Origin of the sequence: Clostridium sp. MCC353, assembly GCF_018785315.1 — a bacterium.
In the GTDB taxonomy this organism is placed as follows: Bacteria; Bacillota; Clostridia; order Lachnospirales; family Lachnospiraceae; genus CHH4-2.
The window spans coordinates 43685-61244 of sequence record NZ_WQPN01000158.1; the positions used below are offsets into that span (position 1 = coordinate 43685).

The 17560-nt window shown below is 42.1% G+C and carries 15 protein-coding genes; 1 reads left to right on the forward strand and 14 read right to left on the reverse strand.

Annotation, left to right across the window (positions count from 1 at the left end):
* The first annotated feature begins 324 nt into the window (after positions 1–324).
* On the forward strand, positions 325–1545 hold the full coding sequence (locus GPL15_RS23700) for a helix-turn-helix domain-containing protein (RefSeq protein WP_215701154.1): 1221 nt from the start codon (positions 325–327) through the stop codon (positions 1543–1545).
* Positions 1546–1562: 17 nt separating this feature from the next.
* Here GPL15_RS23700 and GPL15_RS23705 read toward each other — a convergent pair whose 3' ends face one another.
* The 14 genes from GPL15_RS23705 to GPL15_RS23770 form a co-directional block, all read right to left on the reverse strand.
* On the reverse strand, positions 1563–2990 hold the full coding sequence (locus tag GPL15_RS23705; protein ID WP_215701155.1) for a polysaccharide biosynthesis C-terminal domain-containing protein: 1428 nt from the start codon (positions 2988–2990) through the stop codon (positions 1563–1565).
* On the reverse strand, positions 2991–3926 hold the full coding sequence (locus GPL15_RS23710) for a glycosyltransferase family A protein (protein ID WP_215701156.1): 936 nt from the start codon (positions 3924–3926) through the stop codon (positions 2991–2993). It abuts the gene before it with no gap.
* Entirely contained in the window at positions 3905–4906 is a 1002-nt protein-coding gene (locus GPL15_RS23715; RefSeq protein ID WP_215701157.1) for a glycosyltransferase family A protein, read from the reverse strand. The genes GPL15_RS23710 and GPL15_RS23715 overlap by 22 nt, the downstream gene beginning before the upstream one ends.
* Before the next feature lie 54 nt (positions 4907–4960).
* A complete protein-coding gene (locus tag GPL15_RS23720) occupies positions 4961–6241 on the reverse strand; it encodes an O-antigen ligase family protein (protein ID WP_215701158.1) in 1281 nt (426 codons plus the stop codon).
* 96 nt (positions 6242–6337) lie between these two features.
* The gene (locus GPL15_RS23725; RefSeq protein WP_215701159.1) at positions 6338–7447 is read right to left on the reverse strand and encodes a glycosyltransferase family 4 protein; all 1110 of its coding nucleotides are present in this window, start codon (positions 7445–7447) and stop codon (positions 6338–6340) included.
* Positions 7448–7477: 30 nt separating this feature from the next.
* The gene (locus tag GPL15_RS23730; protein ID WP_215701160.1) at positions 7478–8800 is read right to left on the reverse strand and encodes a nucleotide sugar dehydrogenase; all 1323 of its coding nucleotides are present in this window, start codon (positions 8798–8800) and stop codon (positions 7478–7480) included.
* A gap of 5 nt (positions 8801–8805) precedes the next feature.
* A complete protein-coding gene (locus GPL15_RS23735; RefSeq protein WP_215701161.1) occupies positions 8806–9615 on the reverse strand; it encodes a glycosyltransferase family 2 protein in 810 nt (269 codons plus the stop codon).
* A gap of 14 nt (positions 9616–9629) precedes the next feature.
* On the reverse strand, positions 9630–10160 hold the full coding sequence (locus GPL15_RS23740) for an acyltransferase (protein WP_215701162.1): 531 nt from the start codon (positions 10158–10160) through the stop codon (positions 9630–9632).
* A gap of 71 nt (positions 10161–10231) precedes the next feature.
* Positions 10232–11068, reverse strand: a complete 837-nt coding sequence (locus GPL15_RS23745) for a sugar transferase (RefSeq protein WP_215701163.1) — start codon at positions 11066–11068, stop codon at positions 10232–10234.
* A gap of 4 nt (positions 11069–11072) precedes the next feature.
* On the reverse strand, positions 11073–11522 hold the full coding sequence (locus tag GPL15_RS23750; protein ID WP_215701164.1) for a VanZ family protein: 450 nt from the start codon (positions 11520–11522) through the stop codon (positions 11073–11075).
* Entirely contained in the window at positions 11515–12780 is a 1266-nt protein-coding gene (locus GPL15_RS23755; RefSeq protein ID WP_215701165.1) for an aminotransferase class I/II-fold pyridoxal phosphate-dependent enzyme, read from the reverse strand. Before GPL15_RS23755 ends, GPL15_RS23750 begins: the two co-directional genes overlap by 8 nt.
* A gap of 131 nt (positions 12781–12911) precedes the next feature.
* Positions 12912–14924, reverse strand: a complete 2013-nt coding sequence (locus GPL15_RS23760; protein WP_215701183.1) for a nucleoside-diphosphate sugar epimerase/dehydratase — start codon at positions 14922–14924, stop codon at positions 12912–12914.
* A gap of 695 nt (positions 14925–15619) precedes the next feature.
* On the reverse strand, positions 15620–16246 hold the full coding sequence (locus tag GPL15_RS23765; RefSeq protein ID WP_215701166.1) for a hypothetical protein: 627 nt from the start codon (positions 16244–16246) through the stop codon (positions 15620–15622).
* Positions 16247–16397: 151 nt separating this feature from the next.
* Entirely contained in the window at positions 16398–17507 is a 1110-nt protein-coding gene (locus tag GPL15_RS23770; RefSeq protein ID WP_215701167.1) for an LCP family protein, read from the reverse strand.
* Positions 17508–17560: the final 53 nt, after the last annotated feature.

The following is a 17560-nucleotide window of genomic DNA, read 5'->3' on the forward strand; positions in this document are numbered from 1 at the left end:
AATTGACTTTTTAGTGTTAGGATTATATAATTATAATTAGCAATATTTTATTATATGAAAAAGTGAATTTATATAGTTTTTAGCAGGGGATTTTGTGCAATTTAACGTAACAGCTCAGATAGGTCTGCGCATTTACTGCACAGACCGTACGAAAACATAGGGGCTGCAGGCACCCAGACCCTCGCAAAAGGCGAATTTAATGGGCTGGATGCGTAACAGTTTGGACCTGTCTGAACTGCTGCAATTTAACTAAAGAGAAGAAAAATCATGGGAATTTAACAGCATACAGGAATAAAAAGCAGATTCCGGAAAGGCAGGTTCAGAATGGGAGAATTGAAAACAGCACTGATATCAATACAATTTATAGAGGCCTTAACGCAGGTTCCGGCCGCATTGTGCGATAAACGGCTGGACACTCTGGAACTTCATATCAAACAGTATATACCTGATTTTCTGAAAAACAATTTTCCGTTTTTCATCACAGCCAATATGGTGGATTCTTTTCGTCCCCACACATTGTACCATATCACGGATTTCATCGGCCTGAATTTCACCTGTTTTCTGGTTGAAGACACCAGCCAGATGTTTTTAATCGGCCCTTATCTGTTAAATGTTCCGGACACCTCCTATTGCGAACAGATGCTTCAGGAAAATGATTTAAACCTGTCTCTTCTGATTCCCCTCCACCAGTTCTACATGGAAATGCCGGTCTCAACTAACTCCATAATGCTGGAGGCGGCCAGAACCGCGTTAAAGGTGATCACACATCATGAGGAAGCCGTTCCCTATCAGCATTACCAGCCCCAGGCGCAGCATGGCAGAGAGGTTTCCAACCTGTCACCGGAAGGTTATGATGAGGCGATGATGGAACTGTTGGAACAGCGTTACCGCATGGAAAAACTGATGCTTCAGGAAGTCCGCCAGGGCAATTCAGAAATGGCGCTGAAATACTACCGCCTGTTTTCCCAGTTCAGCAGATCCATTGTGCGGACGGAAGACCCTATAAGAACCGCAAAAAACCTGGGGTTTTCCCTCAATACCATGCTGCGGAAAAGTGCGGAACTGGCAGGAATCCATCCGGTCTATCTGGATATCATTTCCTCAAATTTCGCGATGCTGATTGAAAATTCCAATAATTTAAAAGAACTGGATGAGTTTAAATACCAGATGATCAGCGCCTACTGCCGCTTTGTGCAGAAACACAGGCTGGATCAGTATTCTCCGCTGGTGAGAAAGGCCATTACCTATATTCATGTCAGGCTGGCTGATCCTCTGACTTTGGGAAAGATTGCGGACGGGATTAAGGTCAGCTCTTCCTATCTTTCCAAGTTATTCAATGAAGAGGTGGGGGAATCGATTTCGAATTATATTGCGGAGGCCAGGATTAAAAAGGCGGCGGAACTGCTGTCTTTTACGAGAATGCCGATACAGAATGTATCGGCATATGTGGGATTCAGTGATTTGAATTATTTCAGCAGGTGTTTTAAGAAGTGGATGGGGATGACGCCGTCGGAGTACAGGGGGAGGGAGAGTATTGGGGTGTGAGGTATGTGTAAGAGATATTAATACGACCTCCTCAAACTCTTCATTTTTTTAACTGCGTGTGTTAATATAAGGATCTCTTCTTCTTTGTACAGAATGATTATTAATGCACAAATCGTCAGTTGAACAGCATACATATGGTTGGCAGATAATCCAACAAGACATTGGATAACTATAAGGATATATGAAATAGCATCGCGTTTGATATTGATTCTAATTTTTATATATGAGCGCACTTTACGCATCCTGCATATCCATACTACTAAATTGCTTACCATTGTAGCTATAACTGCCCCGAGGACACCTAAGACAGGAATAAACAGTGCATTCAAAATTGCATTGATTAATCCGCCTATCATAGTAGTCACCGCCAATGTTCTAGTGTCTTTGACTGCGTTAAACACACCTGAAAGACATACGCTCAACCCGCCAAATAAATGAGCAATAATCAGCATTCCAGTATATTGCCATGCAGCAAAAAAGTCATTTGCATAAAGCAGTTTTGCCAGTAGAACATTAATCAATAAAATAGCACTGCTTGAAAGCGTCATGGCACATCCATAATAAGAGTATATATATCCCATAAAACCATTTCTGTCCTCTGGGTCGAATTCTTGAATTGCTGATAATGACCATGCCTGATTAAAAATTGTCTGTATCATTGACATAATTGAAGGTATTTTATAGGCAACTGCCAGTAGTCCATTGGCACTTACTCCACAAATGAAAATCACAAAAAGTCTATCCAGCGAGTTGTTAGCCCACCAAGCCAGTCCATTTAGGATTAGCGGAGCAGAGTATAACAGCATCCTTTTTTCCAAATCCCGATCTGCCCCAACATCTTTAAAGTTCAGATATCCGTAAAACCATGTGCTTGTGAACAAATAGAGCATAGGCACAGCAATAGCTATCAGATGGGCCATAAGATATCCGTCAACTCCCATGCCAAACTTAATAAGGAATAAAATGTTGCATCCTGCGTTAAGCAAGGAACACATTAGACCGGCGATAACTAAATTCTTTATTCTTTCTTTTCCCTTTAAATAATTTACAAAAGTATTATATAAGCTTGTCAACAAAAAATTCACAAAGATAAAAACATAAAACTTATCCTGTAACACAACCAAATTTATAGCTCTGAAACCAAACATCAACAATAGTAAAGCCAAGCTTCCAAACGATATGACTTTTATAGCAATCAATAAGATTGAAGTATCTTTATTGTGTTTATCCAGTACAAAGCGTATGACTCCGTCTGCTATGTCTACAGAAAAGATAGGAATGGCAAGCTGCACAATGGTATACAGCATGTCCACTGTCCCATATTCCTCCATTGACAAACAGTTTGTATATAAAGGAACGAGGAGAAAACCTATAATTTTAGTGCCAAAGGAACTGATAGCAAACAGCAGCATATTGGCACCCAATTTTTTGTATGCATTTTTCATTCAGACAATTCTCCCGCTCTTACTTGAAACTTGCTTCCGGCATTTTGTAAACTGATATTTAAAAATTTCAACAAGTCTTCCTATATATTTTTTCCAAAAAAGGATACCACCTTTATATCCATCTTGGATATAGGTCTGTACCAGTAATATAAAATGCCCATTAAGTGTAAGTTTAACTGCTAAAGCACCATAGTGTGCCGCCCATACACGTTTTTTAAATCCCTTTGATTCCTGGTCAATTTCCTCTATAGTATTTTGAAAGGCAGAAAGAAATTGTTTCTTTAAAGCAACCGCACTTTTTCCCTGCAATTGATTGTTAACCGTATTACCAACTATTTCTACCAATGGTTCTTTAACTACCCCGATCGTAAATCTTCTAAAAAAGCGGAGAAGAAATTCAAAATCCTGATGTCTAAAAAAAGCCTCATCAAATCCGTTCAATTCACGGTAACAAGAAGTCCGCATCATAATCGAAGGTGTGCACGGTGTAAAAGTTAATTCAAGAATTTCTTGTGATAAATTTCCTGCAAGGTCACTGGAGACGATATCTCCTCCCTGGTATCTCCAGCAATATACAGCTCCATACTCTGGATGGCATTCCAGGTAATCCGTCTGACGCTTTAATTTATATGGCAGGAACCTATCGTCATCATCCAGAAAAGCAATATATTTTCCCTTAGCTGCCTTTACTCCAGTATTCCGGGCAGCTGCTCCATTTTTATTTTTATCGTGTTTAATATACATAACCCGTGTCTCTTTCCCATACTTTTCCATTATGGATTCCGTAGCAAGCCTTCCAATGGAACCGGGCTCATTGTCATCAACTACAATTATTTCAAAATTTTCATATTCTTGAAGCAATGCAGAATCTACTGAACTCTCCAAGGACGGGTTCCCCCCAAATGACGGTATAATTACTGATACAAACGGTTCCATAAATTACCTCCAACAAATTCCATTAAATTCAGCGATACCCGAAACCCAAACATCCTTGCAGACAAAGAAAAAAACCTGTACTTCACATTCGGTGCAAGGCGAAATAATTTCCTATTAGCTTTGCAGCAATTCACAACTTTTTCTTTCCCATCAGGGGGTAACTGCTTATAGAATGACAACATCGGATAAACTGAACGCATGAGCCTGTCTGTAATTAACTTCCGCCTCTCGTCTGAGATTAAACACATTTCCTTGTCTTTTATTAACATAGCCGACATTTCAATGACATCCGTGATCCGCTTAGATGATATGGTATTGGTAATAGATCCTTTTCTCTGCATCCTATGGTAATACCACGGAACAGAACATTCCCCAAATTTTTCGGCATACATCATGACCCTGCTGCTCCAATCTACATCTTCGTGTAAAAATCCCTTCAAAAATCGAAGATTATAACTTTCAATAAAAATCCTTGAGAGTACTTTTTTTTGGGCAGGCCATGTTGATTTTGATTTTTTCAGCTCCCATAGCAAGGCTTTTTCCAATGAAACCCCATCTCTAAAAAAAGCCTCCATCTGCTCATCCTGCTCCACAATATCGCCATCTCCATAATATTCTGTCAATCTTGTGAGCAGAACATCTGGATATATTTTTTGAATGCATTCTTTGAAATTGTTTAAAGCATTCTCGGCAATAAAGTCGTCAGCATCCACGAATAAGAAGTAGTCTCCTTTGGCTCTATCCATTCCATAATTTCTTGCGTCAGATAAGCCTCCATTCTCTTTATGATATACGTGAATCTTTCCGTCAAATGCACCAAACCAGTCACAAAGCTGGGGAGTTGAGTCTGTCGAGCCATCATCAATCAGAATGACTTCATAGTTGCGGTAGGTCTGTGCCTGTATGCTTTTTATACATTCCTCTAAATAGTCCTGTACATTATAGCAGGGAACTATTATCGAAAACAAAATTTCATTCATGGCAAATATCACTCCTCCCATTCTTTGTATTTCATAAACAGTGATAGGCATTTCCTATTCCAATACTTTACTTACTCCCTGGACTTGAAGATCTGGACCGCTATATTTCTTCAGACGTTTCATTGATCTGGCATTATGCGGTATGCAGAGCGCTATGCCTACAAAAAACTGCCAAACCTTCAGGTATGATCCTGATACAAATAAATGTGTACAGTATGATACAAATAGGATTGTTATTGCGCTGTTATATTTTGTATCACACCTAACGGCTTTCAGCATTACTGAGAAAACAGCCGTTAATATTACGAAGCCCATAGGATATCCGAATGACAGCAAAAATTCCAATATAATATTATGAGGATACATACCGTCAGAAATCCAATTTCCCATAACACCATGGCCCAATACTGGATTTTGATTAATCAAATTCCAATAATATTCCAGAAGCTCTCTTCTTCCTGAATCATGCGAAACAATTCCGCCCTGCATCAATAAATAAATACTTCTGCTATTAAATCCCAATTTTACTGAAGTCTGATAAACAAACATAAGAATACTGCTAATATTTATTACAACTACAATGGACAGTATGGTAATAACTGAAATTATAGCTGTTTTTTTTACTTTGCTATATTGCCTTGATAACAGAAGTTCAATAATGACAAAAGCCAAAATACAAATAAAGGGTCCCCTAGAACCAACAAATAGGATAAATAATCCCATAAATGCAGCTAAGACAATATTATAAACTCTGGAGTGAATCGTGAAATCAGCCAACAGCACCAGGGTCGAAAACACCATGATATACCCTAGTGACATGTCATACGATGATGCCCAGTTTCCATAGGATAATACGGCTACTATGGATAGAACAGGAATGGAAATTAACGAAACAAAGTACAGCGACTTTAAAAGTATTTTTCGATCCACAATATTATATGCCGCTATAGATAAAGGAATATAGATTATGGCTATCTGTTTATAGACTGACATCCATTCCAAATCACCTATATTTCCCATAATATTGCTGATCATGAACAGAATACTCACCACTAATTCCAGAACTATAAACACCTTTATGTTAAGGATTTTTTGTATCATTTTAAACAATAGGACTATAATCACTATATATGTTCCAATACGTAAAAGCATTTTTAATGCCGCAGAATCTTGAAATAAAGTCAGCGATACCCTGGTTAATACAGAAAGTGCATAATACGCTGCTATACATATAGAAAAAACAGCATCATTGTTAAACTTGATTTTAAACTTCATAATTATCTTGACCGGAGATTTCCAGCCTACTCTCTTTCTAATCTGCCATCGCAATATCATAGCAGATTTTATTACCTCTTGAGAAATAACTTCTCCTTAATTGTCTAGGGCAGAAAGTATCAGGAAACTATCAATTGTAATTTTCATACACTTTACTCAACAAATTTTTCTATATATCTCGATATATTGCTTCGTAATATCTCCCCAGTTGAATTTCTGTGCGCATTCAATCACAGATTCTGAGATTTCCTGATATCTATCTATAATTTTCTTAATTGCTAAAGCAATATTCCTACTGTCTTTCGGATCTACATGATAGCCTGCTTTGCCTTCTGGAAACTGATTGTCAAATCCTTCGCCTTGTGTATAGATAACTGGAAGCCCCTGGCTCATTGCCTCTGCATAAACCAGACCAAAGCTCTCAGTAAATGAAGGCATTATAAACAGATCACTGTTTCTATAAAATTCAATCAGCGTCTCCTTTGGAACCGCTTTATGATAATGAACACATTCATGATGTTGTATTCTCCGATATACCTTCTTATCATAGATTTCCCCTATTACATCCATCTCTGCTTCTACACCCATGTCTCTTAATTCTTTGAGAGCTTCTATCGTTGTTTCAATATTTTTATTACCATCAATCCTTCCGGCATAGATCAGTCTCAATGGTCTATGTAATTTATGCCTTTCACTGTATATATTCTTTAACCAAAAGTCGTCTATCCCATTCGGAATAATATATGATTTGTCTAACAGCCTTTTTTTTAGTCGATCTGGTACATACAGATTAAACACTTTCTCCCTATAGGATTCAGATAAAAAGCAAATCGCATCAGCCGTTTCCATAATGCGGATGCCACGTCTCCGCAAGAACGGAAGTTTTTTGAAAAAATCATTCACATCTGTATTTCGAACCACCACAATATATGGCAATCCATATTTTTCGGACAATTTCATTGCACAGTTTCCATCTGTAAACAAAGTATAGGCATGAATACAGTCAAAATGTCCAACATCAATTTTTTTTTCAAGAGCAGTAATAATCTTATACTGCTTAAAATCGAAGATAAAACGATCCCTCTTGTTAAAGCATCTGTTTACGCAGACTTTTGTTTTAGATAGCGGTGTATAACTAGCTTGCCCTTCAAGATCAGTAGGTGAGAATACAGTATTCCATAAATCCTCACACTGATCAAAGTGCTTCATCATAACCTGATGAAGAGGTGATGTTATGTAATTTCTATTTATATGAAGCACTTTCATTATATCCACCCTCTATTCCTTCAAATATCCTTACAATCTCCAATATCTATATCCAGCAGCTTCAATCTCTCCCTTATCCAGGATGCTCTTTACATCGATAAGAACTTTCTCTCCATTCGTTCCAGCTTTATACAACTTATCTAATTCCTCTAAACTCATATTCTTGAACTCATTATGGGCTACAGCCAAGATGATACAGTCGGCATCCGCTATCTCTTCTAACGCTGTAAGCGTCACACCATACTCATACATTGCATCTCTCTCACCCGCCCAGGGATCAACCACAATTGGTTGAATTTCATATTCGGCTAGTCGTTTGATGATATCCTCTACCTTGCTATTTCTGGTATCTGGGCAGTTCTCTTTAAAAGTCAGGCCCAAAATAACAACATTACTATTCTTAGGAGCTTTTCCTGCAAGTATTAATTGTTTAATAGCTGCATCAGCTACGAACGCCCCCATTCCATCGTTTACCTTTCGACCAGAAAGGATAATCTGACTGTGATACCCCAGCTTTTCAGCTTCATAGGTAAAGTAATACGGATCCACACCGATGCAGTGACCACCTACCAAGCCGGGACGGAAGCCGAGTGCGTTCCACTTTGTGTTCATTCCATCAACGACCTCCGCTGTGTCAATGCCCATACGGTCAAATACCATGGCAAGCTCGTTCATAAAGGCAATATTAATATCACGCTGGCTGTTCTCTACCACCTTGACTGCCTCTGCTGTCTTGATAGTTGAAACAGGGTATGTTCCCACCTTGATGACGAGATCATATACATTTTTTATTTCTTCCAAAGATTCAGCATCCATACCGGAAACAATCTTCTTGATATTCTCAAGCCTATGTACCTTATCGCCAGGGTTAATACGCTCCGGTGAATAGCCAATCTTGAAATCCACACCACACTTCAGCCCGGATTCCTTTTCAAGAATCGGTACACATACATCTTCCGTTACACCAGGATAGACAGTGGATTCAAATACAACTATGGATCCAGCAGCCAGATTTTTACCAAGAATCTCACTCGCCGCGATAACCGGAGTAAGGTCTGGTGTATGATCCTGATTTACTGGGGTAGGTACTGCAATGATGTGGAACTTCGCCTTCTGAAGATCAGCAGCATCAGATGTAAACTGTACTGTTGTCCTGGCAATAGCTTCATCGCCCACTTCATGGGTGGGATCTATTCCAGATTTGTACAGATCAATCTTTACTGCATTTAGATCAAATCCGATAACTTTTACCCCCTCATTTGCAAAAGCCACAGCAATAGGCATACCTACATACCCAAGACCTACCAATGATAAACTTTCTTCTCCTGATCTAATTTTTTCAAATAAAGACATTTTTTTCACTCCTCTGTCCAGTCAATTATTGGAATCTCATCTGTTATTTCCTTATATTTATATTTCTTAATCACACCATGAACCAAGTTATTACCAGTTAACACTGCTGACATAAAAACACTCTTGTTCAGCCCAATCCTGAACAGCAGATAGTGCCATTTTATCAATTTCCACTTGCTACCGCTTGATATAGAGCCCTCATGCTTAATATAATATGACAGGCACTCCGGCAATCTAAAGCACTTAACTTTTTCAACTGCCTTGAGCCACATGGCGTAATCATTATTCTTTTTCAAATCTGCGATCTGTATCAGCCCCACCACACTCTGGTCATACATGACTGTGATTGTGGAAAAATAGCAGTAGTTAAACATTGTTCGCTTATCCACAACCATTGGACCAGTATTGATATAAGGCATCCATTTTCCATTTATCTGTATTCTGTAATCGGTAAAGGTAAATGCATATCCGTGTTCTTTCATAAAGGAAAGCTGTTTTTCCAGCTTCTTGGGATGCCAGATGTCATCGCTGTCTAGGAATGCTACCCATCTTCCTTTTGCCTCTTGAAGGGCTTTATTTCTTGATTTAGCGGCTCCGCTGTTATGCTTCTTTCTAAACAGCCTTATACGTTGTTCCTGAAATCTTTTTATAATCTCAACGGTACTGTCAGTAGAGCAGTCATCTACTATAATAAGTTCCCAATTACAATAGGTTTGGGCTAGTACTGACCTAATTGCTGCTCCAATATACTTCTCTGAGTTATATGAAGGCATAATAATCGAGATCAATTCATCCTGTTTGTTTCCTACCTGCATTTTTCTTGCCTCTCTTACTCATGCAGTGCATCTTCTGCTTTTTCTTTATCCATAACTCTGCACGGAATCCCTACCGCTGTGGCTCCTTCCGATATGTCCCGGTTTACAAGAGTACAGGCTCCAACCACTGCGTTCTTTCCAATAGTTACTCCACCTGATTTTGCCTGAGAATTTTTGGATATGATATTTGCTCTCATTCCTATATACGCCCCGTCTTCTATTTTGATCGGATAATGACCTTGGTTCTTCCCATGACAGGCAAAATAAACACCATAAGATATTGTCACATGCTCTCCTATCTCAATCAGATCAAAACACATATCATCCAAATAGCACTTCATACCGATAAATGTATTTTTACCTATTTTGAATCCGCAGGAACGATAAATTGCCACCCGCAGATTATTGAACACAATATTCGGGGCCACCACCTGGGCAAAAAACTTTCTGATGGGTTTTCCAATCATCGTAAGCAAAGAATAGTTATAATAATACGGAGCCGGTTTTCCTTTTATTTTCTCATAGGCAAATTTTGCTATTTTCAATTCTGCACCTCATCTCCAACTCACCGGAATAAACACGTAATTGTAATATCTCCAGCTAATGCTCATAAAGCTTACCTTCTTAAAATTTTTTTAGCCTCTGCCTGTTTGCTGTCATATTCTTCCTGGCTTATCTTTCCCCGGCTAAGCAGGTAATCTCCGAAATCCTCTGCTGTAGCCATACCGCTCTCGGTGATACCTTCTTTCTTTATAAAAGCCTTGCCAATGGTATCGAAAATGATTTTCATATCCTTTAGAAATGTAACTTTCTCTATATACTTCAAATCCCACTCCAGCTTGTTCTCCCAGCCGATATCATTACGGCCATTGATCTGTGCCAGACCACTTAATCCGGGTTTTGCCGTATGCCTTGTGCGCTGAACATCTGTCATGAAAACCATATCCCGTATAAGTTGGGGTCTGGGACCTATCACGGACATCGTACCGTTAAGAATATTAATTGCCTCCGGCAGTTCATCGAGACTCGTGCTGCGAAGCCACTTTCCAAACTTGGTCAGCCGTACTTTATCCGGCAGCAGCTCTCCGTTCTCATCACGCTCGTCTGTCATGGTGCGGAATTTGTACATTTTAAAGATTGTCTCTTTCCCATCCTCAATCAGCCCTGGCCTATCCTGGGTGAATAACACCGGAGATCCAAGTTTTAGGCGAATCAGTACAGCTATAACTATGTAGAGAGGAGAGAACACTACGATTGCTCCTATGGCACAGATAACATCCACAGCCCGCTTTATATACTTCTCATAGAAGCTCATTTTTCTTAGATTCACTGAGTTCACGTTCTCAGCTTTATATGTAGTTTTCTTTGTCTCCTTTTGAATCACATGAACGGTGATTACCGTGGCAGCCACAACCGCTGCTGTAATGATTGCTGTCTTTTTCTTCGTATTCATTTTTTCATCCTTGTTCTGACTCTTTTCCTTGTACATTTCTCTTCTGGTGCAAATTTCGGGCAATCAGGAACAGCCACATGCCAATCCCCGCTCCTATCGTATTGCTGATTACATCATCAACCTCGCACCAGCCCAGCATGAATGTATACTGTATAAGTTCAATTAATACTGAAAACAATGCTGCACAGAAAACAACTCTTCTCCATTTCTTACGGTTTGACGGAAACAAAAAGCCGTAAGGGATAAAGAACAGAATATTCTCAATATTTTGAATTGCTTCAGCCTGGCCATGATACTCACCTAAAAACCATTTCTTGTAAGACCAGAACAATTCAAAAACAATTATCCTGCGGCCGGTCGGCTCTCTTGATAACACTGTATACCACAAAATAAAAAAGCAATAGGCAATAAACAGCGCTAATTCGATCTTACTAACCTGATCTTTACTAATCAAAACACCTCCTTATAACCTCCACAATTCTATCAACCTGCTCATCTGTCATCTTGTTATCCGATGGCAGACATAATCCTCTGTGGAAGATATCCGCCCCTACGTCCATTGGTTTTCCATCCGCCCCTATGGAGTCTCCACTGATATAGGCATTGGTCTTCGCTCTACCGCTGCCTTCTCTTGTAATAAACTCATTCATCCTATAGATGGGCTGCATATGCATTGGCTTCCAGATTGGCCTGCCTTCGGCGTTGATGGATGCAATAGCATCTAAAATTTCAGTCGGACAGCTCTTACCATGTTCTGGCGTGTATAACGCTTCATATTCTCCTCTAACCTGTCTGCACATAGCGTCCGGATCGATAATCATGCAGCTAAGCCAGAAGTTAGGTTCTGAATTTGCTTCATCATAAGGATTCAAATTTACCGGCAGCCCTTTCAGCCCAGACTTATATCTTTCATAAATCCTCTTCTTCTTTTTTATATGTTCCCATAAATAAGGAATCTGTCCTCTCACAACGCCAGCAATTACATTACTCATACGATAGTTGTAACCTAATTCCTCGTGCTGATACCACGGGGCATTCTCCCGACTCTGAGTGCTCCATTTCCTTACTTTGTTTGCAGTCTCCCGATCATTTGTCAGAAGTGCTCCTCCGGCCGATCCAGTAATGATCTTGTTGCCGTTAAAGCTAATGCAGCTATATGTACCAAATGTACCGGTCTGCCTGCCTTTGTAAGCAGCCCCCAGGGATTCAGCAGCATCTTCTATAATGACAGCATTATGGGCGTCGCATATCCTCTTAATCTCATCAATTTTCCCCGGCGTACCATAAAGATGCGCCACAACAATAACTTTCACTTCCGGGTAAATTCCAAAAGCCTTTTCCAGCGCCACTGGATCCATATTCCATGTGTCATACTCCGTATCAATAAATATTGGGACTGCACCCTCATAAACCATCGGATTAATCGTGGCATCAAAGGTCATATCGGAACTAAAAATTAACTGCCCCGGCTTAATCCCAGCCAGCTTTGCTGCCAGGTGAAGCGCTGCGGTTCCCGCCGACAATGCTACAGCATATTTGCATCCCACAGTTTCTGATAAAAGCTGTTCGCAGACATTTAAATTCTGGCCAACGGTACTCATCCAGTTGGTTTCATAAGCTTCTATCATATATTTCAGCTCATCCCCATGCATCGTAGGGCTGCTCAACCACACTTTAGATTCAAACGGTTCAAGCTCTTTCCGAATCAACATTTTCTTTCCTACTCCCTCATATATACTCCATTTACTCTTATATTACCTGAACAGAATTCCCTCACGAGTCGCCTCCGCCCCCGGAGACGACGTCCTGACATGTACAGCATGGAATATCAGCAGGATTAAATTCACGCTTCTTTCGCTGCCGCCACTTCCTCCACTAGTTTCTTATACATCTCCCCATGCACACCGCGATCTGTATCCGTCCCATGATAGGTAGGCACGATCTCCTCCACCATAGCCTCAATACCGTTTACATTGCTGTAACTGGCTTCCACAAGTTCCTCCAGCTGCCCCAGGAATTTTTCCAACTCAAACTCAACCGGCTTGCCGATATGTATCAGTTTATTGGGCGTCGTGGTAAGGCCTTCCTCCGCCATCAGCTTTTCTTCATACAGCTTCTCTCCAGGGCGGAGACCTGTATAGACGATTTTAATATCCTCATCCGGCTTGTAGCCGGAAAGTTTAATCAGATTTCTTGCCAGGGTGTCAATCTTTACCGGGGCTCCCATGTCAAGGACGAAGATTTCACCGCCTTTGGCATAGGTCCCGGCCTGGAGCACCAGGCTGACTGCCTCCGGGATCGTCATGAAATACCGGATGATATCGGGATGGGTTACGGTTACCGGACCGCCCTTTTCAATCTGCTTCTTAAACAATGGAATAACAGAACCGTTGCTGCCCAGCACATTTCCAAAGCGGACTGCCACAAATTCCGTCCGTTTACATGCAGAATCTGTTCTGCCTGTCAGAGGTTTCAAACCATTTCGTTTTTTCCAAAACTTAATTTCTTCTCCCTCACCGTGTGCATTGAGCAGCGGAAGCAGATCCTCCCTTCCTTCCCTGCTGATCCGGTCCATGGACTGCACCACCATCTCACAGAGCCTCTTGCTCGCTCCCATGATATTCGTGGGATTTACGGCCTTGTCCGTACTGATCAGCACGAATTTCCTGCAGCCATTCTTCAGTGCGGCATATGCGGTCTTATAAGTACCGGCCACGTTATTTTTAATCGCCTCACAGGGGCTGGTCTCCATCAACGGCACATGCTTATGCGCAGCCGCGTGGTAAACAATATCCGGCTTATAAATCTCAAAAATACGATTGATCCTTCTGCTGTCCCGAACGGAACCAATCAGCACGCTTAAATGTAATTTTGGATATTCCGCTCTCAGTTCCTGTTCAATGTCGTAGGCATTATTCTCATACATATCGAATATAATCAGATGTCCCGGGTTATGTCCCGCTATCTGACGGCAGAGCTCGCTTCCGATGGAACCGCCTCCCCCTGTAACGAGGATGGTTTTCCCGCTCAAATGGCGGAAGATCTCATCCAGGTTCACCTTGATCGGATCTCTGCCCAACAGATCCTCTACCGCCACATCTTTCATTCTGCTCAGGGAAACTTCCCCGTTTACCAGCTGATAAATTCCCGGAAGGATCTTCAGTTCACAGCCGGTCTCCTTGCAGATATTCAGAATGTCTCTTCTTTCTTCCGCTCTTGCGCTGGGAATTGCCAGCAGAATCTGATCAATTCCATACTTTTTAACATTGACCAGTATGTCTTCCCGGCCGCCTGCGATCGGCACCCCCTCGATATACCGGTTCCATTTATTGCTGTTATCATCAATGATGCAGCATACTCTTGAGGAAGTTTCCTGTGCTTTCAGCAGTTCGCGCAGAATGGTCTGCCCGGCCGCTCCCGCTCCGATAAGCATGACACGATGCCGGAGTTCTCCGTTTTCCATGCTCTGCCTCCGGTTCCGCACCAGAAGGATAAACCGATAGGAAAACCGGATGCCTACTGTCAGTAAAAACTGCATCAGAATTCCAAACAGATAATAGGAAATCGGCATTCTTCGGAAAATAAGGGTAATTCCCAGAAGATGAAAAATTCCTGTAAACACAGTCGCCGCGCTGAGACGCAGCAGCTCATTATAGCTGGCAAACCGCCAGACGCTTTTGTAAAGACGGAGCCCCCAGAAAGCCACGATACTCACGGCTGTATACCAGGGCGCAAACTGCAGGTATGCCGTCAGATATTCTGCCGGGATACGGGAATACATGCAGTCAAAGCGCAGCCACAGCGCTAAAAAATATGCAGCATTTACTGCAACTGCATCGTAGGCCAGCAGGTACATAGCTATCACCTGCCAGTGCCGCAGCCTCTTGTTTTTTCCGGATCCAAAATTGGGTTCCATCGTATTTTTGCTATTATTCTGTTTTTTGATAACTGTTTCCTGCTTTTGGGCTTCGCTCTTCCGGCCATCTGTGGCCGTTTTCACAAGTACCCATAAAAGCAGGATCAGCAGCGCCAGCAATGCGCCGACAAAAAAAATTACTGTCTTTCCCATAAACTTTTCCTACTCGTACCTTTCGCTTTCAGTACCCTGCCTGTTTCGTTTCCCCTAATCAGTTGATTCTTATATTCCGTTCGTTTCAGTCCGGGCTCTATTGTTAATGGAATCCCGGGCCTATTGTTTAACGGAATCCTGATTCTATATCAACCTCCGTAGATTCTTTTGCATTCATGCCTGTCTTCTTTAATATCCCCATCTACGGCGTACCATTTTCTATTTTATATTTCATTCAGTATCCCACATTTATTTCCTGCTCTGTTTCATTCATATACCTTGTTTTATTTCCGCCTCTGTTTCAGTATCTTATGTTTATTTTTATATTTGATGTTTACTTCCATATCCAATGTCTAATTTCTCATCCAGTCCTTCACTCATTTCAAACAAAACATACCTGATTCCGCCAGGGGCTCCTCTCCCCTTCCCGGTTCAATTCCTCCCTGGCTGCAGTTCCTAATCCTTTTTAACCTTCCGCGTCATTATCTCTGATAAACAACGCTCATTGATCCTGAACCATTTACAACTACCGTCACAGTTTTCTTGGATGCATCCACATTGACCGGATTAATCAGGCTCCAGATTCCCGTATGGTTGTCATAGAACAACACCTGAACATTCTTCAGGTTCTGAAGCAGGTTCGGCACATACAGGCTAACCGTTGTGCTGCCCGTTTTCTCCTGATTGGTCGCTGCGTCTTTCATGACAAATGCACGAACAGATGTCAGTGCGGCGTATCCGCTCAGATTCGCATCCTTTACAGCTTCTGATAAAGCCGTTCCAGCGTTGATCGCTTTGATCGCTTCCACTGTCTGGGATGGAAGGCCTGCAGTTGCCGCGTCTCCGTCGACAAAGCCTACTTTGGTATCTCCAATCGTTGTCATTCCCGCCGTGGATGTTCCCTCTAAGGTAATATCCTGGGCTGCTGAGGCTGCTGCCGCGCTTGTCCCGGTAGTCCTGCTTGTGCTGGAGTCATCATAGTAGCCGTCGCCGCCATCGCCGCCATCGAAGTTGATATTCGTATTCGGACTTGGGGCCGCAAATACGCCTGCCGGCTGGGCTGCCACAAGGGCTGCTGTCAAGAGGATTCCTAACCATCTTTTTTTCATGTTACATCACCTATCCTTTCTTTTTATATTTATCAATAAACAGCGGAATCCGCTGGTTATTGCCTGTCAGACGGTTCGGAAGCAGTTAACTTCCGTTTCACCGATTGCAAAGCCGTTTATGCAATTCTCCATTTTAGGAAGTTCTATGCTTTTAGCGTTTCTCCACATAAAACAACTCCAACACCATGGGTACCAGCGCTTCCCGGTCCACATGGTATTCATCATATAAATTGGTTTCCACAGCCTCTCCAGGTATGGTTAAAATGTCCCCGTCCCCAAGGCTTTCCTGGCTGTTCAGCACCGAAAGCGCCATATCCAGATATTGGTCTTTGGCCATGTTTGTTATCATATTGCTCTGCAGGCGGTTCATTAATTCCGGAATCAGGCGGTCATTTTGGGCAGCCGCCGCTTTTGCTGCCTGCAGGTATCCCTGCAAATACTCTTTCTGCCTGTCCATGCGGCTGACCGCCGTCTGGGATTTATTGACATCCCGGTACCGGATAAAAATCTCCGCCTGGCGGCCGTCAAGGGTAATCGTTTGCCCGTTTTTCAATGACGGATCCCGTTTTTCCAGGCCTTCTTCCCGGACAGTTACCGTCACTCCGCCTACTGCGTCATTTAAAACCGGGATGGCGCTGATATTCACAGCCGCATACCCGTCTATTTTCAGGTTTCCAAGTAAATTGGAAACCGCCTCTTTCATCAATTCACAGCTCTTTTCCCTTCCGTCCCCATAGGCATACGCGAGGGTCAGGTGCTGGATATCTTTTCCCAGTTCATTTCCCGACAGGTCAAACAGAGTGATCTCCGTCATACTGTCCCTGGGTATCATCAGGATTTTTACCCGGTCCCTAGCCGCGTCCTGGGCCACTAAAAATACCCCATCCGCCTGGCCTCCCTGGCCGGCTGCAGTGTGGGATTCCATTTCCCCTTTGGTGTCAACGCCGATGCAGAGAATAGCGCGCATGGCGGTATTCCTCCGGTAGCTTTTTCCCTGATAAATGACTTCCCCGTTTCCGTTGTCCCGGCCTTCCTGCACCGGATCCCCATTTAAGTCTGCCTGGTTTAAGTCTGTTCGGTTTAAGTCCGCACGGTTCAAGTCTCCGGATCCGGCAGTCTGACGTGCAGCCAGCTTCTCTTTAGCCGCTTTACTGCCCTGGTAAGACTGGACGCTGTATCTTCCAAACCAGCACAGAAAAGCCAGAAAAAGAATAGCCGCTGCTGCCGTATATAACTCTTTCTTCCTATTTTTGTTTCTCATGTTTCCACGCCTGACCTGTTCCGGTTTCCCGCATTGTTTCCTGTTTTTTTCCA